Origin of the sequence: Caballeronia sp. NCF2, from assembly GCF_023631205.1 — a bacterium.
Taxonomy (GTDB): domain Bacteria; phylum Pseudomonadota; class Gammaproteobacteria; order Burkholderiales; family Burkholderiaceae; genus Caballeronia; species Caballeronia zhejiangensis.
The window spans coordinates 27,545-51,000 of the sequence record NZ_JALQDN010000092.1; the positions used below are offsets into that span (position 1 = coordinate 27,545).

Annotated in this window: 17 protein-coding genes; 11 read left to right on the forward strand and 6 right to left on the reverse strand. The window is 66.6% G+C overall.

Translation table 11 applies throughout. The features are described 5' to 3' along the window. Positions 1-141 precede the first annotated feature (141 nt). Entirely contained in the window at positions 142-2,727 is a 2,586-nt protein-coding gene (gene acnB / locus NCS02_RS33620) for a bifunctional aconitate hydratase 2/2-methylisocitrate dehydratase (RefSeq protein ID WP_250523629.1), read from the forward strand. A gap of 132 nt (positions 2,728-2,859) precedes the next feature. Here acnB and NCS02_RS33625 read toward each other — a convergent pair whose 3' ends face one another. From NCS02_RS33625 to NCS02_RS33635, 3 genes are read right to left on the reverse strand one after another with little or no spacing between them, the layout of a single operon-like run. Continuing rightward, the gene (locus NCS02_RS33625; protein WP_250442176.1) at positions 2,860-3,135 is read right to left on the reverse strand and encodes a hypothetical protein; all 276 of its coding nucleotides are present in this window, start codon (positions 3,133-3,135) and stop codon (positions 2,860-2,862) included. After that, on the reverse strand, positions 3,116-3,634 hold the full coding sequence (locus tag NCS02_RS33630) for a DUF2778 domain-containing protein (protein ID WP_250437827.1): 519 nt from the start codon (positions 3,632-3,634) through the stop codon (positions 3,116-3,118). Before NCS02_RS33630 ends, NCS02_RS33625 begins: the two co-directional genes overlap by 20 nt. 15 nt (positions 3,635-3,649) lie before the next feature. After that, a complete protein-coding gene (locus NCS02_RS33635; RefSeq protein WP_008345816.1) occupies positions 3,650-4,132 on the reverse strand; it encodes an Hcp family type VI secretion system effector in 483 nt (160 codons plus the stop codon). Between the two features lie 189 nt (positions 4,133-4,321). Between NCS02_RS33635 and bluB the strand changes: the two genes are divergently transcribed. The 3 genes from bluB to NCS02_RS33650 all read left to right on the forward strand — a co-directional run bounded on the left by bluB (position 4,322) and on the right by NCS02_RS33650 (position 6,691). Beyond that, a complete protein-coding gene (bluB, locus tag NCS02_RS33640; protein ID WP_250520503.1) occupies positions 4,322-4,975 on the forward strand; it encodes a 5,6-dimethylbenzimidazole synthase in 654 nt (217 codons plus the stop codon). Positions 4,976-5,072: 97 nt separating this feature from the next. Then, complete coding sequence (locus NCS02_RS33645; RefSeq protein ID WP_008345811.1) at positions 5,073-5,444, forward strand: YciI family protein; 372 nt, start codon at positions 5,073-5,075, stop codon at positions 5,442-5,444. Continuing rightward, a complete protein-coding gene (locus NCS02_RS33650; protein WP_250520504.1) occupies positions 5,441-6,691 on the forward strand; it encodes an RNA polymerase sigma factor in 1,251 nt (416 codons plus the stop codon). Before NCS02_RS33645 ends, NCS02_RS33650 begins: the two co-directional genes overlap by 4 nt. Here NCS02_RS33650 and NCS02_RS33655 read toward each other — a convergent pair. From NCS02_RS33655 to NCS02_RS33665, 3 genes are all read right to left on the reverse strand, one after another. Beyond that, a complete protein-coding gene (locus tag NCS02_RS33655) occupies positions 6,674-8,731 on the reverse strand; it encodes a secretin GspD/PilQ domain-containing protein (protein WP_250437829.1) in 2,058 nt (685 codons plus the stop codon). The two genes, NCS02_RS33650 and NCS02_RS33655, sit on opposite strands and share 18 nt — an antisense overlap. Before the next feature lie 353 nt (positions 8,732-9,084). Next, positions 9,085-9,558: a hypothetical protein gene (locus NCS02_RS33660; protein WP_250520505.1), complete on the reverse strand. Its 474-nt coding sequence runs from the start codon at positions 9,556-9,558 to the stop codon at positions 9,085-9,087. Positions 9,559-9,888: 330 nt separating this feature from the next. Beyond that, on the reverse strand, positions 9,889-10,353 hold the full coding sequence (locus NCS02_RS33665; protein ID WP_008345804.1) for a diacylglycerol kinase: 465 nt from the start codon (positions 10,351-10,353) through the stop codon (positions 9,889-9,891). Between the two features lie 346 nt (positions 10,354-10,699). Between NCS02_RS33665 and bcsB the strand changes: the two genes are divergently transcribed. From bcsB to bcsA, 7 genes are read left to right on the forward strand one after another with little or no spacing between them, the layout of a single operon-like run. Beyond that, positions 10,700-12,952 carry a cellulose biosynthesis cyclic di-GMP-binding regulatory protein BcsB gene (bcsB, locus tag NCS02_RS33670; protein ID WP_008345802.1) on the forward strand — a complete coding sequence of 751 codons (2,253 nt, stop codon included), beginning with the start codon at positions 10,700-10,702 and terminating at the stop codon, positions 12,950-12,952. Between the two features lie 3 nt (positions 12,953-12,955). Then, a complete protein-coding gene (bcsZ, locus tag NCS02_RS33675; RefSeq protein WP_250520506.1) occupies positions 12,956-14,113 on the forward strand; it encodes a cellulose synthase complex periplasmic endoglucanase BcsZ in 1,158 nt (385 codons plus the stop codon). Further along, a complete protein-coding gene (locus NCS02_RS33680; RefSeq protein ID WP_502800919.1) occupies positions 14,095-18,063 on the forward strand; it encodes a cellulose synthase subunit BcsC-related outer membrane protein in 3,969 nt (1,322 codons plus the stop codon). Before bcsZ ends, NCS02_RS33680 begins: the two co-directional genes overlap by 19 nt. 13 nt (positions 18,064-18,076) lie before the next feature. Further along, on the forward strand, positions 18,077-19,933 hold the full coding sequence (gene bcsE, locus NCS02_RS33685) for a cellulose biosynthesis protein BcsE (RefSeq protein ID WP_239295266.1): 1,857 nt from the start codon (positions 18,077-18,079) through the stop codon (positions 19,931-19,933). A 4-nt stretch (positions 19,934-19,937) separates the two neighbouring features. Next, the gene (locus NCS02_RS33690; RefSeq protein WP_175982192.1) at positions 19,938-20,150 is read left to right on the forward strand and encodes a hypothetical protein; all 213 of its coding nucleotides are present in this window, start codon (positions 19,938-19,940) and stop codon (positions 20,148-20,150) included. Continuing rightward, on the forward strand, positions 20,147-20,914 hold the full coding sequence (bcsQ, locus tag NCS02_RS33695; protein ID WP_175982191.1) for a cellulose biosynthesis protein BcsQ: 768 nt from the start codon (positions 20,147-20,149) through the stop codon (positions 20,912-20,914). The genes NCS02_RS33690 and bcsQ overlap by 4 nt, the downstream gene beginning before the upstream one ends. After that, a complete protein-coding gene (gene bcsA / locus NCS02_RS33700; protein ID WP_250520508.1) occupies positions 20,911-23,442 on the forward strand; it encodes a UDP-forming cellulose synthase catalytic subunit in 2,532 nt (843 codons plus the stop codon). The genes bcsQ and bcsA overlap by 4 nt, the downstream gene beginning before the upstream one ends. Positions 23,443-23,456 lie beyond the last annotated feature (14 nt).

Genomic DNA, 23,456 nt, shown 5'->3' on the forward strand with positions numbered 1-23,456 from the left:
GGCAAGTCTTATATAAGACATAAGACATAAGACGTTTGACGCAACGCAGCGTGGCAATTAGAATAGCGGGCAACGCAGTGCCCAGAACATCCCGGCTTGTTTGCAAAGCCTTCACTGAAACGCAAAGGCAACGGTCCCCCCATGCTGGAAAACTTTCGTGCTCATGTAGCCGCGCGCGCCGCGCTCGGCATTCCTCCGCTGCCGCTGACGGCGCAGCAGACCGCCGAACTGGTCGAGCTGCTGACGAACCCGCCCGCAGGCGAAGAGCAGGCTCTGCTCGATCTCATCACCAACCGCGTGCCCGCCGGTGTGGACGAAGCCGCGCGCGTCAAGGCGGGCTTTCTTGCCGCCGTGGCCAAGGGCGAGACCGCCTGCGCGCTGATCTCGCGCGCGCGCGCCACTGAGCTGCTCGGCACGATGCTGGGCGGCTACAACATTCAGCCGCTGATCCAATTGCTCTCCGACGCCGAAGTCGGCACGGTGGCAGCGAACGCGCTGAAGAAAACCCTGCTGATGTTCGACCAGTTCCACGACGTCAAGGAACTGGCCGACAAGGGCAATGCCAACGCGCGCGCCGTGCTGCAAAGCTGGGCCGACGCCGAATGGTTCACGAGCCGTCCGGAAGTGCCGCAGAGCCTGACCATCACCGTGTTCAAGGTGACGGGCGAAACCAACACCGACGACCTCTCGCCCGCGCCGGACGCCACCACGCGCCCCGACATCCCGCTGCATGCGCTCGCCATGCTGAAGAACGCGCGTCCCGGCATCACGCCGGAAGAAGACGGCAAGCGCGGTCCGGTCAAGTTCATCGAATCGCTGAAAGAGAAGGGCCATCTGGTCGCGTATGTGGGCGACGTGGTCGGCACGGGTTCGTCGCGCAAATCGGCCACCAACTCGGTGCTGTGGTTCACGGGCGAAGACATTCCGTTCATCCCGAACAAGCGTTTCGGCGGCGTGTGCCTGGGCGGCAAGATCGCGCCGATCTTCTACAACACGATGGAAGATGCCGGCGCACTGCCGATCGAACTCGACGTGTCGAAGATGGAAATGGGCGACGTCGTCGAACTGCGTCCGTACGAGGGCAAGGCGCTGAAGAACGGCGAAGTGATCGCCGAGTTCCAGGTCAAGTCCGACGTGCTGTTCGACGAGGTGCGCGCCGGCGGCCGCATTCCGCTGATCATCGGCCGCGGACTGACGGCGAAGGCGCGTGAAGCGCTGGGTCTGGCTCCGTCGACGCTGTTCCGCCTGCCGCAGCAGCCGGCTGACAGCGGCCGTGGCTTCTCGCTCGCCCAGAAGATGGTCGGCCGCGCGTGCGGTCTGCCGGAAGGCCAAGGCGTGCGTCCGGGCACGTATTGCGAACCGAAGATGACCTCGGTCGGCTCGCAGGACACCACCGGCCCGATGACCCGCGACGAACTGAAAGACCTGGCGTGCCTCGGCTTCTCGGCCGACCTCGTGATGCAGTCGTTCTGCCACACGGCGGCTTATCCGAAGCCCGTCGACGTGAAGACGCATCAAACGCTGCCGAACTTCATCAGCAACCGTGGCGGCATCGCGCTGCGTCCGGGCGACGGCGTGATCCACTCGTGGCTGAACCGCATGCTGCTGCCGGACACCGTCGGCACCGGCGGCGACTCGCACACGCGCTTCCCGATCGGCATCAGCTTCCCGGCGGGCTCGGGTCTCGTCGCCTTCGCGGCCGCCACCGGCACGATGCCGCTCGACATGCCGGAGTCGGTGCTCGTGCGCTTCAAGGGCAAGATGCAGCCGGGCGTCACGCTGCGCGATCTCGTCAACGCGATCCCGCTGTACGCGATCAAGGCGGGCACGCTGACCGTGGCCAAGCAGGGCAAGAAGAACATTTTCTCGGGCCGCATCCTCGAGATCGAAGGTCTGCCGGATCTGAAGGTCGAGCAGGCGTTCGAACTGTCGGATGCGTCCGCCGAGCGTTCGGCCGCCGGTTGCACGGTGCATCTGAACAAGGAACCGATCATCGAGTACCTCAACAGCAACATCACGCTGCTGAAGTGGATGATCGCGCAGGGCTATCAGGACCCGCGCAGCCTGCAGCGCCGCATCAAGGCGATGGAAGCATGGCTCGCCGATCCGCAACTGCTGCAACCGGATGCGGATGCCGAATACGCCGCCGTCATCGAAATCGATCTGGCAGACGTTCACGAGCCGATCGTGGCCTGCCCGAACGATCCGGACGACGTGAAGACGCTGTCGGACGTGGCCGGCGCGAAGATCGACGAGGTGTTCATCGGTTCGTGCATGACGAACATCGGTCACTTCCGCGCGGCGTCCAAGCTGCTCGAAGGCAAGCGCGACATTCCCGTCAAGCTGTGGGTCGCGCCGCCGACCAAGATGGACCAGAAGCAACTGACGGAAGAAGGTCACTACGGCGTGTTCGGCACGGCGGGCGCGCGCACCGAAATGCCGGGCTGCTCGCTGTGCATGGGCAATCAGGCGCAGGTGCGCGAAGGCGCGACGGTTATGTCGACGTCGACGCGCAACTTCCCGAATCGTCTCGGCAAGAACACGAACGTGTATCTCGGCTCGGCGGAATTGGCGGCCATCTGCTCGCGTCTGGGCAGAATTCCGACGAAGGAAGAGTACATGGCCGACATGGGCGTGCTCAACGCCAATGGCGACAAGATCTATCAGTACATGAACTTCGACCAGATCGAAGACTTCAAGGAAGTCGCCGACACCGTGCAGATGTAAGCGTGCTGTCGGGCTACGGCGAGCGGTTTCGTCGTAGCGTCGCGCAATGGCGCCGCGGGCTGAATGCCCGCGGCGCTTTTTTTTTGCGCGAGGGTCGTCGAATGGATTACCTCATATGTGCGCGCCCGTTTTCTACGCGCGTTCACTTGTTCGCCCCGTATGTCGGCGACGCCAGAGTTTCATGATGACCTTATAGGCGACGATGGCCACAAGCAGGTCGACTGTCGTCATGGACAGAATGTAGAGCATCTCCGCATCCTCGACGCCCACTGAGTCAGCGATGACGAGCAGGACGTGCTGTTGCGATTCGGTCATCGGCAACGGATAAGTGTGCACGTAACGCACCGCCAATAGAAACAGGCCGCTGAAAAGCGCTACCTTGATTAGCTTACGGACAAGTGTTGCCAACAGTGATCACCTCGATCCAGCCATACGCTTGCAGTCCGGAAGTGCCTGCCGCAATGGATGTCGTCTGTAAAAGGGCTTGGCGAAGTCGTTGAAAATCTGCCCGGCTCTTTAGCGTAATGCAACCATATGAAACGCCTTGGCCACCGATCGGGTGAAGGCGAAAGTTGCCGCGCTTGATTCCATTTACCCAAGTCCAGTCATCGATCAGCCCGTCATCCCGGTAAAGAGCAAACCAGTCGCCGTGGCTGGATGGATTCCCGGTTACAGTGTTCCATGCGTCTTTCGCCCACGCTTGAGCTTGAGATTTGATCCCGCCGGCCGGACGCTCCACGATCCAATATTTGCCGGCAGGGATAGGGCCTGCTCCGCGCATCGCAGTGCAACCCCCGCGGTTGCGATAGTTATCGTTCCCGGAAAACGCCTGAAACGCCCCGACACCAGCCATGACAAGCGTCAGCATCGGCGCATTATCGACCACGAACTTTCCCCGCAGAGCCATCTCGTTCCCCCGAGCCTAGCGTTCCGTCCACGCGTCGGAGAACTTGATGTTGCCGTCCAGGTAGTGCCAGGTGATGTTGTCATACATGAGCGATACGGCCTCGACGTGATTGAGCGGGCTCATGCTGGCGATCTTCGTGTTCGCGAAACCGGGATGAACGCCGGCCACTTTCACGCCCTCCAGCAGCATCGTGAAGTAGTTTTCCTCCCGGCCCGCGTCATTGATCCGATAGAACCTGATCTCGGCAGATCGAAGGGTTTGCCCTTTGGCAACCGCTTTGTACAGATACGGGCTGGCCGCATCGAACTCTTTTTCGATCGACATGGGCGCGTGTATGCGCGTGCCGGTAATCCTGCCGGCGTTGCCATCGACCGGAAGCGTCAGGCCGTGTCCAAAGCCGATGATCTCGATGCTGCCCTCGCGCCCTTGCACGGAGACACTGCCCTTGATCGGCGAACCGCCATCGTCCTTCAGCCACATGTATGCGGGAATCGGCATGGTTGTTTCGCTTAATTCGTTTGGAAGCCGAAACAATGGAGTAAGACACATCAACAGCGCAATACGCTTATTCCTAACAAGGTCGATTGAGTGGCGAAGTAGACAGCGCATGATTTTGTCGCCGTCGCGGACGAAAACGAGCCGCCCCGATATCATCCCCAATCCATCAGCCCAACCCTGCCGACATCCATGGAAAAAGCTTTCAGCGACGCCGATCGCGAAGCCGTCTACCGCGCGATCCGCGAGCGTCGCGACATGCGTCACTTCGTCGGCGATCCGGTGTCGCCGCAGGTCATGCAGCGCCTCATCGACGCCGCGCTGCACGCGCCGAGCGTCGGCTTCATGCAGCCGTGGCGCATCCTGCGCATTACCTGCGCGAACCTACGCGCGCGGTTGCGCGATGCGGTCGAACGTGAACGCGTGCTGACCGCCGATGCGCTCGGCGAACGCCGCGATTCGTTCATGCGGCTCAAGGTGGAAGGATTGCGCGAGTGCGCCGAAGTGCTGGTGATGGCGCTGATGGACGGCCGCGAGCATCATGTCTTCGGACGGCGCACGCTGCCCGAGATGGACCTCGCTTCCGTCGCGTGCGCGATCCAGAACATGTGGCTCGCCGCGCGTGCCGAAGGGCTGGGAATGGGCTGGGTCTCGCTGTTCGATCCCGTGGAAGTTGCCGCGCTGCTCGACATGCCCGGCGGCGCGCGGCCCGTGGCCATTCTTTGCGTCGGGCATGTCGAACGCTTCTACGATGCGCCGATGCTCGAAAGCGAGCGTTGGGCGGCGCGCCGTTCGACAGAGGAATGCGTCTTCGAGAATACGTGGCCGTCTCGGAAGGACGGATGAATTTTTTCGCGATATCTGTCCATCGGCGCACGGCCCGCGCGTCATCGTGATGGCGCCCGGATGATCCGGCCGCATCGACCTTGTGACGGAGGCTCACATGCACTATCTGCTGATGATCTATTCGGACGAAAACCGCTGGAACCAGATGACCGACAGCGAGCGGCAGCAGGGCGTCGCCGCGTATCAGGCGTACACGGAATCGTTGAAGAAGGCGGATGCGCTCGTCGGCGCGAACCGCCTGCAGCACACGAGCACGGCCACGACGGTGCGGCTCGTCGACGGGAAACCGCAAGTGCTCGACGGGCCGTTTTCCGATACGAAGGAGCAGCTCGCCGGCTATTACCTGATCGACGTGCCCAATCTCGACGCGGCGATCGCGTGGGCGTCGCGCTGTCCCGGCGCGGCGCACGGCCTCATGGAAGTGCGTCCGGTGTGGACCGCGCCTTACGATGCGCCATCCGCCGGATGAGCGAGCCCGCTGACGGCGCGAGCGCGGTAGCGGAATTGGTCGCGCGACGCAGCTACGGCAAGCTCGTCGCGCTGCTGGCGATGCGTACGCGCGACGTCGCCGCAGCCGAGGACGCGCTCGCCGACGCGTTCGCGGCCGCGCTCGCGGACTGGCCGAAGCGCGGCTGCCCGGCGAATCCCGAAGCGTGGCTGATGACGGTGGCGCGCCGCCGGGCGATCGACGGCGCGCGCCATCGCCGGGTCGGTGAAGACGTCGCGCATCAACTGACGATTCTCTCCGGCGAAATCGACGAGCACGAAGCCGGCGCATTGCCCGACCGGCGGCTCGGGCTGCTGTTCGCGTGCACGCATCCCGCGCTCGAGGCCGCGATCCGCACGCCGCTGATGCTGCAAGTGGTGCTCGGGCTCGAAGCGAAGACGATCGCTTCCGCGTTTCTCATGTCGCCCGCCGCGATGAGCAAACGCCTCGTGCGCGCGAAGAACAAGATCCGCGAAGCCGGCATTCCGTTCAGCGTGCCGGAGCGCGAAGACTTGCCGGGCCGTCTCGACGCGGTGCTCGAAGCCGTGTACGCGGTGTATGCCGAAGGATGGACGGATCCGCTCGGCGGCGATGCCGCGCGGCGCGATCTGACCGGCGAGGCGCTGTTTCTCGCGCATCTGCTCGTCGACTTGCTGCCCGATGAACCGGAGACGCTCGGCCTTCTTGCGCTGATGCTCTACGCCCAGGCGCGATGCGACGCTCGACGCGATGCGGCCGGCGACTACGTGCCGCTGTCGGCTCAGGATCCGTCGACATGGAACGCGCCGATGATCGACGCAGCCGACAGGCTGCTGCGGCGCGCGAACGCTTTCAACGCGATCGGACGGTTTCAGCTGGAGGCCGCGTTGCAGTCGGCGCATGTGCATCGCTGCCGCACGCATCGGCCGAACTGGGACGAGATCGTGCAGCTCTACGATGCGCTGTTCGGGATCGCGGCGTCGCCGGTGGTGGCGGTGAACCGCGCGCTCGCGCTGGCGGAACGGGACGGCGCGCGGGCGGCGCTCGATGCGCTCGCGCCCTACGCGGACGATCCGCGCCTCGCCGACTATCAGCCGTATTGGGCGGCGCGCGCCGATCTGCTCGCTCGCGTCGGCGCGACGGACGAGGCGCTCGCCGCCTACGATCTCGCGATCGGACTGGAGCGCGATCCGGCGGTGCGCCGGTTCTTGCAGCGCAAGCGCGCCGCGGTGTCAGCGGGCGGGCGATGAACGCTCGGTTCCAGGCGTCGCGGGCTGCGCCGCGTTTCGCACATGCGTCAGATCGACCACGTTGGTTCCGTCGCCGTGATCGTATCCATCGATGTGGGGCAGCGCCGGCACGGTGTCGTCCTTCTCCAGCCAGTTGTCGCTCTTGTACGTGGCCGAGCGCGCCTGCATGTAGCCGTAGCGATCCGCGGCGATCGCCTGAAGCTGCGACGCGTCGCGAACGATCACCGGCCTCAGGAAGATCAGAAGGTTCGTCTTCTGCCGGCTTTTCGTCTCGTGCCTGAATAGCGATCCGAGCACCGGAATCTTCGAAAGCCACGGGATTCGGGAATTGCCGTTCGTGTAGTTGTCGCTGATCAGTCCGCCGAGCACGACGATCTGGCCGTCGTCCGCGAGAATGGTCGTCTGCAGCGAGCGCTTGTCGATGCTGTAGCCGCCCGCCTGATCCGCCGTGCCGTTCTGCACGCTCGAATCTTCCTGATAGACCTGCAGCGTCAGCGTTCCGCCCTGATTGATCTGCGGCTTGACGTTCAGCATCACGCCGACATCCTTGCGGTCGTACGTGTTGAACGCCGATACCGATGACGAGCTCGTCGTGTTCGTCGAATAAGACCCGGACTCGATGGGAACATTGGTGCCGACGAGAATGCGCGCCTCGTGATTGTCGAGCGTGACGAGGCTCGGCGTCGACAGCACGTTGACATCCGAGTTCGACTGCAATGCGCGGAACAGGCCCTTGGTGCCGAGGATATTGCCGAATCCCGCGACCAGGCCGACGTTCGTCGTGGTCGCGGCGACGGACTGCAGCCCCGCAGCCGTCAGCCATTCGATGCCGAATTCGCCTTCCTTGTCGGAAGCCACTTCGATGATGAGCGATTCGATATACACCTGAACCTTGCGCTGATCGAGCCGCGCTATCACGGTGGCGAGGTTTCTGAACACCGGTTCGGGCGCGGTGATGATGAGCGAATTCGTGGACACGTCCGCGACGACTTCGCCGCTTCCTTGCTCGTCCTTGTCATCGCCCGAGCGCGATTGCATCCCGCCGAAAGGGCTTTTCGAGGAAGACGCCGACGATGACGTCGCGCTCACCGACGATGCCGAATCCGTGCCGCCCGGCAGCGGCGGCAGCGTGCCGTTGCTGCTCGGAAGCCCCGACGAGCTTTGATTGCCGCCGCCGTTGCCCGAGCCCGATTGCGAATCGCCGCCGCCTGTCTGGCCGAGAATCCGTCGCAGCGTCTTGGCGATATCGGTGGCGTCGGCGTTGCGCAGGCTGACGATATGAATGTTGCCCGGCGCGCGCGTCGGCGTGTCCAGCTTGACGATCAGCGATTCGGCGTCGGACAGCCGCGCGGCGCCGCTCGACCGAAGCACGACCGCGTTGCTTCTCGCGTCCGGCGTGACGACGACCTTCTGCGTCGGATCGCTGTTGCCGATGCCGTTCAGATCCAGCAACTTCTGCGCTTGTTGCGAGACGGCCGTCGCATCCGCGAAATTGAGCTGCACGACCGCGATATGCGGGCTCGACGCCCCTTCGATGCCCGCGATGATCGACGCGATCCTGCGCACGTTATCCGCATAATCGGTCACGATCAGCGTGTTGTTGCTCGGGTTGGCGGCAATCGTGTTGTTCGGGGAAATCAGCGGCCGCAGCGTCGGCAGGATACTGTTCGCGGACTCCCTGCGAAGCTGAAATACCTGCGTGACGATCTGATCGCCCTTCGCGACAGGCTGATTGCCGACATAGGTCGGCACGCCCTGAACCTTCGCTTCCGATTCCGGCACGACCTTGAGTACGCCGTGATCCTGCAATAGCGCGAAGCCCTGCATACGCAATGCGGATTGCAGCGTCTTGAGCGCTTCGTCTTCGGGAACCGGATTCTCGGAGACGAGATCCAGTTGTCCCTTCACGCGCGGATCGACGATGATCGTCTTGCCCGTGGCGAGTCCGATCGCGCGCACGACCTCGTTTATATCGGCATGCGAAAAATTCATCACGACGGCGGCGAACGGCACACGCGGATACGCAACGAGGAAAGTCATCCCCGCGACGAATGCGGTTCTTGCAAGAGATCGCGACAGGGCGCGGCGAAAACGGTCTTGGATCGGGAGAGTTGTCAAATCGGCGGGCGATGTAGTTGGCTTCAGCGCAGACAGGAAATACAGGCAAAAAAGCGCGCTGCGGGGACTATACGTGCCGTTCGATGACTAAAGGACTACAGGTAAGGTTTCGATAGGATTGCAGATCCGTTCAAGGCGCGCGATGACGTTCCACTATCACAAGATGTTTCGCAATCCTTCTTTAGAGCGAAGGCACTCGCACCGATCGACGACACAACCTGTTTCCCGGAGAAATAGTTGGTAAGAAGATCGTCGCGTGCGAGTGCCGGGCGCGCTTACTTGGCCGCGCCGACGAGCTTGAACGAGTCGAAAGCGGGATCGATGGGCGTGTGGCCGATATGCGTCAGCGCTTCCGCGACGAGCGGCTCGCACGCGCTGTAGTCGGAGTTCATGCTGTCGACGTGCGCCTGGGGAAAGTTCACGGACAGCACCTTGCCGCCCCAGCGCTCGGTGGTCGCGGTCATGCTGCACTTGCCGGCGCCGCCGATCTTCAGATCGAGCAGGATCACGTTCATTTCGAACGCCGCATCCGAATTCGAGAAGTTCCACTGCATCACCATGCGGTCGCCCGGCGTATTCGTATCCACGAGTTTCATCGTCTTGTCGGGAATGCCGACCGCTGCGACGAGATCGAGAACATTCGATCCGATGAGCGCGCCGGAATCGCTGCGCGCCTCATGTGTCCGGTAAGCCGCGCATCCGGAAAACAGCGTCACGAACACCAGAAAAATCAGGGTAAAAGGCCGCACGACAACTCCTCCGTCGAAGTAGATGGAATCCCGCAATTGGAAGAAATGCAGAGTGGGCGCCGTGAAAACGGGCGCGCAGACGGGAACCAGCAAGAAGGCGACCCAGGCGGCCGCGCGGCGCGTTTGTCTCTCGCCGATTGCCTTTCGGAATATTTCGCGGCGGTCCGCGTGAGGTATTAACTACCGCTTCATCAACGTCCATCGGGCAAAGTCGCCGCGACGGGCATCAAGAATCCGTTTGCGCCGCCGACATATCGTGCATGGCCTCCGGTGCCACACACGAATAGCCCCCGCGAATTGCGAGGCTCATCACCGCCGGACGCCGCAACGTCAAAGATGCGCGCGCAGCCAGTCCCATGCGAGCGGCCCGCAGATCACGCCCCACGTAAGCAAGCCGATGACGATGGCCACCGTGACCGCCGCGCTGCCGCAGTCCTTTGCGCGTCCGGAGAGTTCGTGACGTTCGAGCGAAATGCGGTCGATCGCCGCCTCGATGCTCGAATTGATCAGCTCGACGAGCAGCACGAGCAGCACCGAAGCCGCGAGCAGCACGCGCTCGGCGGCGCCCACGGGCACCGCGAACGCGATCGGCAGCAGCACGGCCGCGACGCACACCTCCTGGCGAAACGCGCTCTCCTCGCGCCAGGTCGCGGCGATGCCGTCGCGCGAATGGCGCAACGCGAAAAGGCCGCGCAGCAGGCCGCTGCGCTTGACTGCGGGCTTCGCGATCCGCTCGGCGTGGCCGGATTTTTCGGATGCGGAAGACGTAGCGGATGAAGAACGGGATCGAACCATGTCGCGATGTGGCGCTTTTTTTGATGAAGGACGGCTGAGGTGATACAAATTGTCACAAATTATGCTACTGTTGCGTCCGCTTTTCAGCGGCAAAGGCGCGTCATCGCACAGACCGGCGCGATGAACGCAGCAGCCGCGCGACCGCACCCGCGTCGCGGATCACGCACGCCCCGACGCCTCGCTTCGTGCATCGCACGCTTGCCCCGACTCTTTCCCGCTCTTGCTGCATTCGTCCCGGTTGCCGCGCGCGCCGCTCGCCTGGCGATCCGATTGTCGTTGCGCCTCCGTCACGATGCCATAGCGGGCAGCGCGGCGCGCGGCCGTGAATTCCGTAGCTGACTCGCCGATGAAACCAGTCGTCTCGTTCTGCCTCTCGCTGGCGATGGCCGCCAGTGCGCTTTTCGCCGGCGTCTGCGCCGAAGCGGCGCCGCCGGCCGTCAATCCGGACGCCGCTGCCAGCGCCGACGCCGGCTCGATCCACGTCCCGTTCTCCGCGCTCGGCGCGTATCAGCCGATGCATCTGCGCGGCCTCGAAGATACGCGCTCGATCGTGCTCGGCGTGCGGCTCGACCGCGTCGTGACCGGCGCGCGCCTGCGTCTGCGCTACACCTACTCGCCCGCGCTCCTGTTCGCGCTGTCGCACGTCAAGGTGTCGATCAACGGCGAAGCGATCGCCACCGTGCCGTTCGACAAGGAGCACGCCGGCGCGATGCTCACGCAGGACATCCCGCTCGATCCGCGCCTGCTCACGGACTACAACCAGTTCGGGCTGCGCTTCATCGGCCATTACACGCTCGATCATTGCGAGGATCCGGCGAACACGGCGCTGTGGGCCGACATCAGCCCGACGAGCGAATTCATCCTCGACACCGCGCCGATCAGGCTGCCCAACGATCTCGCGCTGCTGCCCGCGCCGTTCTTCGATGCGCGCGATGTGAGCCGTCTCACGCTGCCGTTCGTGCTGCCCGCATCGCCGGACAGCGCGACGCTCAAGAGCGCGGGCGTGCTCGCGTCGTGGTTCGGCGCGCTCGCGGATTACCGTCAGGCGCGCTTCCCGGCGATGAACACGCTGCCCCCGAACGACCACGCGGTCGTCGTCGGCACGCGCGCGCAATTGCCGGCGGGTCTCGCGCTGCCCGATATCGACGGGCCGACGATTCTCGTCGCCGACAATCCGGCGTCCAAGGATCGCAAGCTGCTCGTCGTGACCGGCCGCAACGGCGCCGAAGTCGACGATGCCGCGTATGCGCTCGTGCTCGGCCGCACGGCGATGTCCGGCGATGCGGCGAAGGTCGCGCATGTCGACATCGGCCAGCCGCGCGAACCGTACGACGCGCCGCGCTGGATGCCGACGAATCGCCCGGTGCAGTTCAAGGAACTCGTCGACGACGTGTCGCAGCTTCAGGTCGCGGGCAGCGAGCCGGAGCCGATCCGCCTGAACCTGCGCGTGCCCGCCGATCTGTTCTCGTGGAACAGCGTCGGCGTGCCGCTCAATCTCAAGTACCGGTACACCGCGCCGACGGTGCAGAACAACTCCGCGCTCGCCATCGACATCAACGAGCAACTCGTGAAGTCGTTCCGGCTGCCGCCCGCCAAAACCGATGACACGCAAGGCCGCCTGCAATTGCCGCTGCTTTCGGGCGCGCCGGGCGGCACGGCCAACGCGCTGGACATTCCGGCGTTTCGCGTCGGCAGTTCGAACCAGCTGCAATTGCGCTTCAACCTCGATTCGCAGAAGCAGGGCCTGTGCGCGGGCGTGCCGACCAATCCGGCGCGGGCGGCGGTCGACCCGGATTCGACCATCGACTTCTCCGGCTTCGTGCATTACGCGCAACTGCCGAATCTCGCGTACTTTGCGAACAGCGGTTTTCCGTTCACGCGCTACGCCGATCTGTCGCAGACGGCCATCGTGATTCCCGCGCGTCCCGCCAATGCCGAGATCGAAGCGATGCTGACGATGCTCGGCCACATGGGCCAGTGGACCGGCTTTCCGAGCCTGCGCGTGACCATCGCGCGTCCGGACGATGTGCCCGCGCTCGCGCAGAAGGATCTGCTCGTGATCGGCGGAGCGCCGTCATCGCCGGTGTTTTCGCGCTGGCACGATGCGCTGCCGCTGTCGATCGCGGGTTCGGCTGCGGGAACGCCGTCGAAGGAGGGCATCGCGCGGGCGTCGTTCTCGGTCGGCGAGCATTGGCGCGATGGCGCGCGCGTCACGCACGGCGGCGCATCGCTGGATCAGAACGGGCCGCTCGCGGCGCTGATGGGCTTCCAGTCGCCCGGAACGAAGGGGCGCAGCATCGTCGCGCTCGCGGCGACCGGCGACGGCCATCTCACCGATCTGCTCGACGTGCTCGAACGCGCGGATCGCCTGTCGCAGATTCAGGGCGATGTCGCGCTCGTGCGGCACGGCGGCGTGGACAGCGCGCGCGTCGGCGAGACGTATGTCGTCGGCTACGTGCCGTGGTACGCGAAGCTGTGGGGCCACGCGATCCGTCATCCGGCGCTGCTCGGCCTCGCCGGCGCGCTGGCGGGCCTGCTGCTCGCGATCGCGGCGTTCGCGGCGCTGCAGGAACTGGCCGCGCGGCGCCGGGGTATCTGAGCGATGAAGGCTTCGGGCGTAAAGCGCGCGATCGTGTCCGGCGCGCTTGTCGTGTTCGGCGCGAATGCAGCAGCGACGGATCTGGCGTCGCCATCGGCGTGCATGGATTCGTGGCCGCGCTGGGACGCCTTCAAACGCGACTTCATTTCGAAGGAAGGCCGCGTGATCGACGTCGGTTCCGCCGACGAGCGCACGGTCTCCGAAGGCCAGTCCTACGCGCTTTTCTTCGCACTCGTCGCGAACGACCGCGCGAGCTTCGACACGATTCTCCACTGGACCGAAGACCGGCTCGCGCGGGGCGATCTCACGTCGCGGCTGCCCGCGTGGCTCTGGGGCCGCGACGACGCCGGCACGTTGCGCGTGCTCGACGGCAACGCGGCGTCCGATGCGGACTTGTGGATCGCCTACGCGCTCCTCGAAGCGGGCCGCGCGTGGGGCGAGCGCAGCTACACGGCGCGCGGCGCATCGCTTGCGAAGCGCGTGCTCGACGAGGAAACGGCCACGCTGCCCGGCCTCGGCCTCACGCTCTTGCCCGGACCTCTGGGTTTTCATCCGTCAGCCGATACGTGGCGCGTCAATCCGAGCTACGCGCCGTTGCAGGTGATTCGCGGCATCGGCGCGAGCCTGCCCGATGACGCGCGCTGGACGCGGCTCGCGGCATCGAGCGCACGCATGCTGATCGACACCGCGCCGCAGGGCTTTGCGCCGGACTGGGCGCTGTATCGCGCGAACCGGGGTTTCGAGCCCGACGAAGAGACGCACGCCGAAAGCGCCTATAACGCGATCCGCGTGTATCTGTGGGCGGGCATGCTCGCATCCGACGATGAAGCGCGCGCGCGCCTCCTCGCGCATTTGGCGCCGTTCGCCGCGTATATCGACGCGCACGGCGCGCCGCCCGAGCGCATCGACACGCGCGACGGCAAGCCCGGCCCGAACGACGGCAACGCGGGTTTCTCCGCCGCCGCCGTGCCGTTTCTCGACGCTATCGGACGCCCCGAACTCGCGGATGCGCAAGCGGCGCGCGCGGCGGGGGCATCGGCGCCGGGGTACTACACGAGCGTGCTGACGCTCTTCGGCCTCGGCTGGCGCGAGGGCCGCTATCGATTCGCGGGCGACGGAACGTTGCGCACGGCGGCATCGGCATGCGGAGCGGCGAAATGAAGCGCGCGCCCCGGACGAAGGCGACGTTGCTGCGCGCGGCGCTGATGTCGGCGAGCGTCGTGTGCGCGACGCAGACGCATGCCAGCGAGGCATCGACGGACGCGCTCGCCGAGCGTCTTTACGGCACCGCGCGCGCGTGGGCCAACAAGCATCGCGACGATCTCGCGTTGCAGGCGATCGACAAGGCGCTGCTCATCGCGCCGGACGATCCGCGTCTGAACGCCGAGCTCGTGCGTATCCAGTTGCGGCTCGGCCAGGCGCAGAAGGCGCAGGCCACGCTCGCGCGCATGAAAACGCGCGCGCCCAATGCGGCGCTCACGCAGCAAGTCGACGACGAATATCGCGTCGCGGTCAGCGGCCGTCAGGAAATGGCGGCGATCCGCCTGCTCGCACGCAGCGGCCAGTCGGACGAGGCCGCGCGCCGCGTGAGCGCGCTCTTTGCGCACGGCGCGCCGTCGGGCCCGCTCGGCGCGGAGTACTACCAGATCATCGCCGCGACGCCCGCGCGACGTGCCGAAGCGCTCGCGGCCTTGCACCGGCGCATCGCGGACGATCCCGCCGACGTCGATTCCGCGCTCGTCCTCGCGCGTCTGCTCAACAGCAGCGACGCGACCCGCGCCGGAGCGAACCGCATCGCATGGAATCTCGCCACGCGCACCGACACCGACCGCAACACCGCGCTCGACGTCTGGCGTCACGTACTGCAATCGGCGGGCGCGGACACGGCATATCGGCAGGCGCTGCACGCGTACCTCGAACTCGTGCCCGACGACACCGAGTTCAAGGATCGCGCCGATCTGCTCGACGCGCGCATCGAAGCGCAGCGCAAGCTCGAACGCGATCCCGATTACATCGCCCGGCAGCGCGGTCTGGCGGCGCTCGCTCGCGGCGACCTGAACGCAGCCGCGCCGTTGCTCGCGCGCGCGGCGGCCGCCCGTCCGGACGATGCGGAAGCCGTCGGCGGATTCGGTTTGCTGCGCATGCGCGAAGGCAATCGCGACGAAGCGCGCGCGCTGTTCGAACGCGCGGCGTCGCTCGCGCCGGACAACCGTGCGAAGTGGCTGGGCCTCGCGCGCACGGCGCGCTTCTGGGGCACGCTCGCGCACGGCCGTGACGCCGCGAACGCAGGCAAGCCGAAGGACGCCGAACGCTACGCGCGCGAGGCGCTCGCCATCGAGCCGGATAGCGCCGATGCCAAGCTGCTTCTCGCCGATGCGCTGCTCGCACAAGGCGACTGGCGCGCCGCCGAACCGATGCTGCGCGCGCAGCTTGCGGGCCGCGAGCCGAGCCTGTCGGCGCTGAAGAGCACGCGTGCGCTGCTCGAGTCGACCGGACGCGCCGATGAAGTCGAGCCGCTCATCGCCGCGCTGCAAAGCCGTTTCACCGCCGCCGACGATCGCCAAAGCCTGATCGCGATGCGCGCCGATATGGTCGCGAACGAGGCGCAGCAACTCGCCGCGCGCGGCCAGAACGGGCCGGCGGCGCAGAAATACGAGGCGTCGTTGCGCATCGAGCCGGATCAGCCGTGGACGCGCTTCGCGCTTGCGCGGCTGTATCGGGATATCGGTTTGCCGCAGCTCGGCCGCGCCGTGATGGACGACGGCCTCGCGCGCTCGCCGAACGCCGCGCCGATGGCTTACGCCGCCGCGCTGTATCGCAATTCGATGGACGATTTGGCGGGCGCGCGCGCCGCGCTCGATGCCGTGCCGCAAGCCGATCGCACCGACGCCATGCGCGCGCTCGCCCGCAATCTCGACGCGCAACAGTCGCTCGCCGATGCCCGCGCCGCCTTCGCGCGCAACGACGCCGACGCTGCCGCCGCCGCGCTCGATCGCGCGCAAGCGCTGGCCGCGGACGATCCCAACCTGCTCGCGTCGATCGGTGCGCTGTATATCGATCGAGGCGACGCGGAGCGCGGCCTCGCGCTGCTGCGCGACTGGATGGCCGCGCATCCCGAAGAAACCGATGCTGACGTGCGCCTGCGCTACGGCGATCTGCTCGGCGGCGCGCGTCGCGAAGATGCGCTGTCGCAGACGCTCGCGCAAGTGCGCGCGGAGCCGAAGCTCACGCCGCGTCAGCAAGAGCGTCTGGAGGATCAGGCGTTGCGCAGCGTGCTGCGTCAGACCGACGATGCCATCGACGCCGCCGATTACGCGCGTGCGCGCCGTCTGCTCGATACCGTGAGCGACGCAGGCAAGCGCGACAAGCGCTACGCGTTCGAGCTCGCCGATCTCGCGCGCGCGCAGGGCGATTACGACAGCGCACGCGCCGCGCTCGCGCCGATGCTCGCGGCATCGCCCGACGATCCCGAAACGCAGCTCATGCTCGCGCGCGTGCTCGACGACAGCGGCGGCATCGGCGCGCGCAAGGAAGCGCTCGCGATCGTCCGCCGCGTCGCGGATGCCGCGCCGCCCGACGACATCGACACGCGCCTCTCTGCCGCGCGCCGTTTCGCCGCGCTGCGCCGTCCGCTCGATGCGCAGGCGCTGACGCAGCCGCTACGCGTCGCCTATCCCGAACGCGCGGACGTCACCGTGCAGGCGGGACGCGTCGCGGAGGACCTCGGCGAGTACGAGCAGGCGGCGTCGCTGTATCGGCTGTCGATGGAGCAGGAACGCGCGTCGGGCATCGCGCCGGCGTTCAGCGTGCCGGCCGGCTCGGCACGCGCGACCCCCGCAACGTCCGCCACGCCCGCGCGATCCGCACTCGACGATCTCGATCAGCGCCGCAATCCCGAAGTCGAAACGGCGTGGATACCGGCGTACAAGTCCGGCGATGCGGGCGTGTCGCAGTATCACGCGCAGCAGGTGCCGCTGTACGTGCAGATTCCGTATCGCTACGACGGGCATTTCTTCGTGCACGCGGACGCCGTGCATCTCGACGCGGGCACGCTCGACGTGAGCGGACTCACCGATCAGGCCGGCGCTTCGGCGCCGAGCCTTCCGTACACCATTCAGACCTTCGGCACGAACGCGGGTTTCTACGACGGCACGGCGGCGTCGGCGAACGCGCTGCGCCAATATCTGACGAACTCGCCCGTCACGACCGGCGATCTGCATCAGCACGCGAACGGTCTCGGCGGCGGCTTCGGCTATCTGTCCGATGCGTGGCGCGTCGATCTCGGCTCGACGCCGATCGGCTTTCCGGTGCATTACCTCGTCGGCGGCGCGCGCTACAAGTTCGATGCAGGTCCGGCGAGCCTGTCGATAGCGGCGTCGCGGCGTGCGGTCACGAGCAGCGAGCTGTCCTACGCCGGTCTCACCGATCCGCTCACGCACGTCGTCTGGGGCGGCGTGCGGCGCGACGGCATCGACCTGCATGTGAGCGTCGATGTCGGCAGGACGAACGTATTCGCCGATATCGGCGTGGCCGAGCTGAGCGGGCGCAACGTCGCGAGCAATCAGGAATTCACGCTGCGCACGGGCTTCACCGTGCCGGTGTATCGGCGCGCGACGATGCGCGTGCAGACCGGCCTCGTCGGCAATGCCTGGCATTACACCGACAACCTGCGCTACTACACGTTCGGGCAGGGCGGCTATTACAGCCCGCAGCGCTATCTGTCGCTCGGCGTGCCGATCGAATGGATGGGCAAGCGTAACGGCTTCACCTGGGACATCGCGGCGACGGCGGGCGTCTCGAATTCGTACGAGAAGAGCTCGCCGTATTTCCCGAACGGCCTGCCGGCGGTAGCGGGACTCTCGCCGGTCGATACGGGCAGCCTGATTTATCCCGGCGGCTCGACGCGTGGCGTGAGCTTTTCGTACGGACTCGGGGCGACGGTCGAATATCGGCTGAATCCGCAACTGGCGCTGGGCGCGCGCGTGTCCATCGACCATTCGCACGACTATGCGCCGAGCGCCGGGATGATCTACGCGCGCTTCGCGTTCTCGCCGCGCAAGGACGATTACCGCATCAGCCCGCAGCCGGTGCGGCTCTATTCGAGTTATTGAGGAACGGATTGCCGTGAACGACGAATCGAACCGATCCAGTGGCGCAACGAGCCTCATCGCCGCGTTTGCGCGCTTCGTGCGCGCGCGCGTCGCGGGCCGCGATGCCGCGCCGGGCCGCATCGGCGTCGATGCGCTTCCCGACGATCTCGCCGTGCTCGCGCCGGGCGCGCTCTACGCGGTGCACGTCGCGCCGCGTTCGCCCGAATGCGATGCGCTCATCTGGGCCACGGCGCGGGCCGCGAACACGCGCCATGTGAGCGTCGTGCTCGCGCGCGAGCGTGCGGAAGCGGCGGCGCGTGCGCGCGAACTGGGCTTTTCGGGCGCGGCGGCGCAAGGCTGGCCGCGCCGACTGAACGTGCTCGCGATGCCGAACGAAGCCGCATCCGCCGATGCCGATTCTGAACCGCCCGCTCTCGCGCTCGCGCGCCTTTACGGCGGCCTGCGCGCGCTCAAGCGCTTTGGCTTTCGCGCGAACGCGCTGTATATCGTCGAAGGCGCGGAGCGCTGGTTCTCGTGGCGCGATCCGGCGGCGCTCGCGCGCGAAGGACGGCTGTTGTCGAGCTGGTGCGAGACGCGCGGCATCACGATGATCCTGCTGCTCGGCGACGCCGCCAGCGATGACGATTTGGGCATCGACGAAACTCAGGCTTCGGCAAGCCGCAGCGAACTGAACGGCGCGTGCGCGGGCGTTGCGCGCGTGCGGCGCTCGCACGGCGAACTGCTGTGGCAAGTCGATTTCTGGCGCGCGGGCCGCGCGCTCGCCACCGGCGACGTGCACGCGTTGCGCTTCAACGAAGCCGGCCGTCTGAGCATCGCCGCGCCCGAGCGCGCGGGCGATGCGCGCCGCGATGCGCGTCTCGCGCCGGACGAAGCGCGCGTCGTCGTGAGCCGCGCGGTCGTCGGCGACGAGGCTTGGGTGCCGCGCGACTGGGAAGTGCTCGCGGACCGCGATGCGGTCGTCGCCGCCTGCGATGGCGCGCGCGGCGCGACCGTCGTGCTCGCGCATCGCAACGGCGCGCAGCTCGAAGCGCTGTGCGCCGCCGTGCACACGCTGCGCCGCCGCTGCGGACGCGCGCTCAAAATCGCCGTGGTCGAACGCGGCGAAGTGCTGCGTCATCAATATGAATTGCTGATGCTGAGCCTCGGCGCGAATCTCGTCGTCGGGCGCGACGTGCCGTTCTCGCGGCTCGAATCGCTGTTGCAGTCGCTGCAAGGCCAGCTCTACACGCGTCCGCTTTTGTCCGATTACCGCACGGCGCTCGCCGCGTCGCTCGCCGATGCCGCGCTCGGCTATCAGAACGTGGCGGCGTTCTGCGCGCAGACGCAAGGCGCGCTCGCACGCGGCGCGGTGCTGCGTCTGCCGCATGTGCTCGTGAAGCTGACGCTGCCGCCTGCGCTCGCTCACGTCGATGCGCTCGCGTGGTGCCGTCCGCGCCGCGCGGGCGATGTCTTCACGGCGGACGCGTCGCATCTGTACGTGTTCCTGTTCGGCTGCCGTCTCGCCGATGCCGACGCCGCGCTCGCGCGCATCTTCACCGTGCCGGTGGAGCGCGTGGCGAAGGACGTCACGTATCTGTCGGACGACGGCATCGGCGCGCAATTGCAGGCGCTCGAAGCGGAGAACCGGCGCGCGCCGTCGGCGGATTACAGCGATCTGTTCGCCGCGACCGCGCCCGTCATCGCGATGGAAGACAAGGCGGATGCGGCTACGGAAAGCGAATCCGTGCGCCGCTCGCGCGCCGAACTCGACGCGCTCGACGCCGTGCTGAACCAAGAAGCGCGCAGGAACGCGACCGACGAAGGTCCGTTGCATCCGCCCGCGCGCCGCGCCGTCCGTGCGCATATGCCGCTCGCCGAACCGGGAAACTGAAACGATGGACACCTTGCTCATTTCGATGCTGATCGGCGTGCTGGCCGGCGTGCCCGCGTGGATCGTCTGGCAGCGCGCGGGCGCGCGGCGCGGTCTCGTAGCCGCGCGTGGTTTCGATCCGCGCGACGCGGTGCCGTGCCGCATCGAGCCGGTCGTGCTCAACGCGCGTCTCGTCCCCGATGTCGATGCCGCGCCGAAGGACGCCTCCCGCCCATGAAAACCATCGCGCTCATTTCGACGGCGGGCGGCGCGGGCCGCACGACGCTCGCCGCATCGCTCGCGACGCTGCTCGCCCGGCGCGGCCGCGCCGTGGTCGCGCTCGACTTCGATCCGCAGAACATGCTCGGCGCGTATCTCGGGCTGGACGCGTTCGCGGCGGAAGGCATCGGCGGCGCGCTCGCCGATCCGTCGCGCAAGTGGCACGAATCGACCTGGCGCAACGAGGACGGCGTGCTGTTCGTGCCGCACGGCGGTCTCACGCCCGCGCGATCCGCCGCGTGCGAAGCGCGTCTTTGCGAGCATCCGCGATGGCTCGAACGCACGATCGGCGAGATCGGCTTGCCGGAGACCGGCGTCGTGCTGATCGATACGCCGCGCTATCCGTGCTCGCATGCGGATCACGCCGCGCGCGCCGCCGATCTCGTGCTCGCCGTGTGCCCGCCTGAGCCGGCTGCGTGCGCGACGCTCGTCGCGCGTTTGCCCGCGCTGCGGGAATCGTGCGCGGATGTGCGTCTCGTCGTGAATCGCCTGAATCCCGCCCGCGCGATGCAGCGCGACGCGCTCGCGATGCTGCGCGCCGCGACCGGGAACATGCCGCTCGCGCAACGCATTCATCTGGAAGCGTCGATGCCCGAGGCGTTTTCGCGCGGCGCGTGGATTGTCGACGAAGCGCCGCATCTGCAGGCGTCGCACGATCTGCACGGTCTCGCGCAGCACGTCGATGCGTGGCTGCCCGCGCTCACCGCGAGCGAGACGGCATGAAGCGCGAACCAGGCTCCCGCTCGAACCGCGCGATCGGCTGGATCGCGCGCGGGCTCGGCGTGCCCGACACGCGCTCGGCGTTCGACTGGTGCGTGCGTCTCTTCTTCAAGCCGCCGCGCGCGGGCAAGCGCGACATCGCGCGGGACATGCTGCGCGCGTTCGTGCTCGCGTGGGCGCGCGAGTGGGGCGTCATCGACGTGCGCAATCCTTGGGCGTGGCTGCTGCGCGCGTTCGTGCGCCCGCCGCGCGAAAACGCGAAGCCGCTCGCCGCGTATGCGCGGGCCGCGCTCGGCCTGATCGAACGCGCGCTCACGCCGCTCGCTCTCGCGCTGATGTGGATGAAGCGCCGCATCGATGCCGCCATCGACGGACTGCCGTGGGCGCGCTTCGGCGCGCGGCTCGAGGGCGGCGCGAATGTCATCGGCAAGAAGCGCTGGATGCTGCCCGCGCTCGTCGTGATCGGCGGATTGCTGTGGGCGGTCGTCGGCACGTCGCCGCTCGCGTCGGGAAGCCAGTTCGTGTTCTTCGTCGTGCTGATGATCGCGGCGCTCGTCATCCGCCGCATTCCGGGGCGCATGCCGGTGCTGATTCTCGCGTCGCTCGCGCTGCTCGTCACCGCGCGCTACGTCTGGTGGCGCACGACCGAGACGCTCGACTTCCGCACGCCCGGCGAGGCGATCGTCGGCTACGCGCTCTTCGGCGCGGAAGCCTATACGTGGATGATCCTGCTGTTCGGCTTCGTGCAGACCGCGTGGCCGCTCGAACGCGCCGTGTCGAAGCTGCCCGACGATCCCGCCGACTGGCCGAGCGTCGATGTCTTCATTCCGACCTACAACGAGCCGCTGTCGGTCGTGAAGCCGACGCTTTTCGCCGCGCAAGGCATCGACTGGCCGCGCGACAAGCTCAATATCTGGCTGCTCGACGACGGCCATCGTCCGGAGTTCGAGGCGCTCGCGCGGGCGGCGGGCATCGGCTACATCACGCGCGACGACAATCAGCACGCGAAGGCGGGCAACATCAATCGCGCGCTCGCGAAGACGCACGGCGAATACATCGCCATTTTCGATTGCGATCACGTCCCCACGCGCTCCTTCCTGCAAGCGACGATGGGCACCTTCTTCGCCGATCCGAAATGCGCGCTCGTGCAGACGCCGCATCACTTCTTCTCGCCCGATCCGTTCGAGCGCAATCTCGACACGTTCCGCCGCGTGCCGAACGAAGGCAATCTGTTTTACGGGCTCGTGCAGGCGGGCAACGATCTCTGGAACGCGACGTTCTTCTGCGGCTCGTGCGCGGTCATCAAGCGCGCGCCGCTGGAAGAGGTCGGCGGCATCGCGGTCGAAACCGTGACCGAAGACGCGCACACGGCGCTCAAGCTGCATCGGCGCGGCTATACGACGGCGTATCTGCCGACGGTGCAGGCCGCCGGTCTCGCCACCGAAAGCCTCGCGAGCCACATCAAGCAGCGCACGCGCTGGGCGCGCGGCATGGCGCAGATTTTCCGCATCGACAATCCGTTTTTCGGGCGCGGGCTGAACTTCTTTCAGCGCCTGTGCTACGGCAACGCGATGCTGCACTTCTTCTACGGCATTCCGCGCCTCGTGTTCCTCACCATGCCGATGTGGTACCTCTTCTTCCAGATGTACTTCATCAACGCGGCGGCGACGACCATCGCGGGTTTCGTGCTGCCGTACATCGTCATCGCGAACATCGCGAACTCGCGGATGCAGGGCAAGTTCCGGCATTCGTTCTGGGCCGAAGTCTATGAGTCGGTGCTCGCGTGGTATATCGCGCTGCCGACGACCATCGCGTTCTTCAGCCCGAAGCATGGCAAGTTCAACGTGACGGACAAGGGCGGGCGCATCGACGAGACGTATATCGACTGGGCGATGAGCAAGCCGTATCTCGTGCTGCTCGGCCTGAACGCGCTCGCGATGTCCGTCGGCATCGTGAAGCTGATCGCCGGCGCGGGCGACGAAGACGCGACCATCCTGATGAACGTGTTCTGGACGCTCTACAACCTCGTGATGCTCGGCGCGGCGGTGAGCGTCGCGCGCGAGGCGAAGCAGGTGCGCGTCACGCATCGCATCGCGATGAACATGCCCGCGACGCTCGTGCTCAACGACGGCAGCAGCATCGCGTGCAGCACGAGCGATTACTCGACAGGCGGGCTCGGGCTCGTCGTCGGCGAAGGATTGCTGTCGCTCGAAGCCGGCGACACGCTCGGCGTCGTCGTGAGCCGCGGCGAGCGGCAGTTTCACTTTCCGGTGCGCGTGACGCGCCTTTCCGGCACGCATCTGGGCGTGCGCTTCGATTCGCTCACGCTCGAAGACGAGCGCCGTCTCGTGCAATGCACGTTCGGCCGCGCGGATGCGTGGATCGAATGGGACGAGCGCACCGAAGACGACGCGCCGCTCAAGGGCCTGAAGGAAGTGCTGCTGATGGGCTTCGAAGGCTATGCGCGGCTGTTCGGCGGAGCGCGCCGCGCGCTGCTCGACAAGCTCGCGCTCGATGGCCGCCGCTACTGACAAGAAGAACGAAG

What these genes read in the sequence shown, in the direction of transcription:
- NCS02_RS33650 (WP_250520504.1), top strand. Translation starts at nt 5,441, where the DNA reads ATGAGCGAGCCCGCTGACGGCGCGAGCGCGGTAGCGGAATTGGTCGCG.
- NCS02_RS33645 (WP_008345811.1), top strand. Translation starts at nt 5,073, where the DNA reads ATGCACTATCTGCTGATGATCTATTCGGACGAAAACCGCTGGAACCAG.
- bcsB (WP_008345802.1), top strand. Translation starts at nt 10,700, where the DNA reads ATGAAACCAGTCGTCTCGTTCTGCCTCTCGCTGGCGATGGCCGCCAGT.
- NCS02_RS33665 (WP_008345804.1), bottom strand. Translation starts at nt 10,353, where the DNA reads ATGGTTCGATCCCGTTCTTCATCCGCTACGTCTTCCGCATCCGAAAAA.
- NCS02_RS33680 (WP_502800919.1), top strand. Translation starts at nt 14,095, where the DNA reads ATGCGGAGCGGCGAAATGAAGCGCGCGCCCCGGACGAAGGCGACGTTG.
- bcsA (WP_250520508.1), top strand. Translation starts at nt 20,911, where the DNA reads ATGAAGCGCGAACCAGGCTCCCGCTCGAACCGCGCGATCGGCTGGATC.
- NCS02_RS33630 (WP_250437827.1), bottom strand. Translation starts at nt 3,634, where the DNA reads ATGGCTCTGCGGGGAAAGTTCGTGGTCGATAATGCGCCGATGCTGACG.
- bluB (WP_250520503.1), top strand. Translation starts at nt 4,322, where the DNA reads ATGGAAAAAGCTTTCAGCGACGCCGATCGCGAAGCCGTCTACCGCGCG.
- bcsQ (WP_175982191.1), top strand. Translation starts at nt 20,147, where the DNA reads ATGAAAACCATCGCGCTCATTTCGACGGCGGGCGGCGCGGGCCGCACG.
- NCS02_RS33655 (WP_250437829.1), bottom strand. Translation starts at nt 8,731, where the DNA reads ATGACTTTCCTCGTTGCGTATCCGCGTGTGCCGTTCGCCGCCGTCGTG.
- NCS02_RS33690 (WP_175982192.1), top strand. Translation starts at nt 19,938, where the DNA reads ATGGACACCTTGCTCATTTCGATGCTGATCGGCGTGCTGGCCGGCGTG.
- acnB (WP_250523629.1), top strand. Translation starts at nt 142, where the DNA reads ATGCTGGAAAACTTTCGTGCTCATGTAGCCGCGCGCGCCGCGCTCGGC.
- bcsZ (WP_250520506.1), top strand. Translation starts at nt 12,956, where the DNA reads ATGAAGGCTTCGGGCGTAAAGCGCGCGATCGTGTCCGGCGCGCTTGTC.
- NCS02_RS33635 (WP_008345816.1), bottom strand. Translation starts at nt 4,132, where the DNA reads ATGCCGATTCCCGCATACATGTGGCTGAAGGACGATGGCGGTTCGCCG.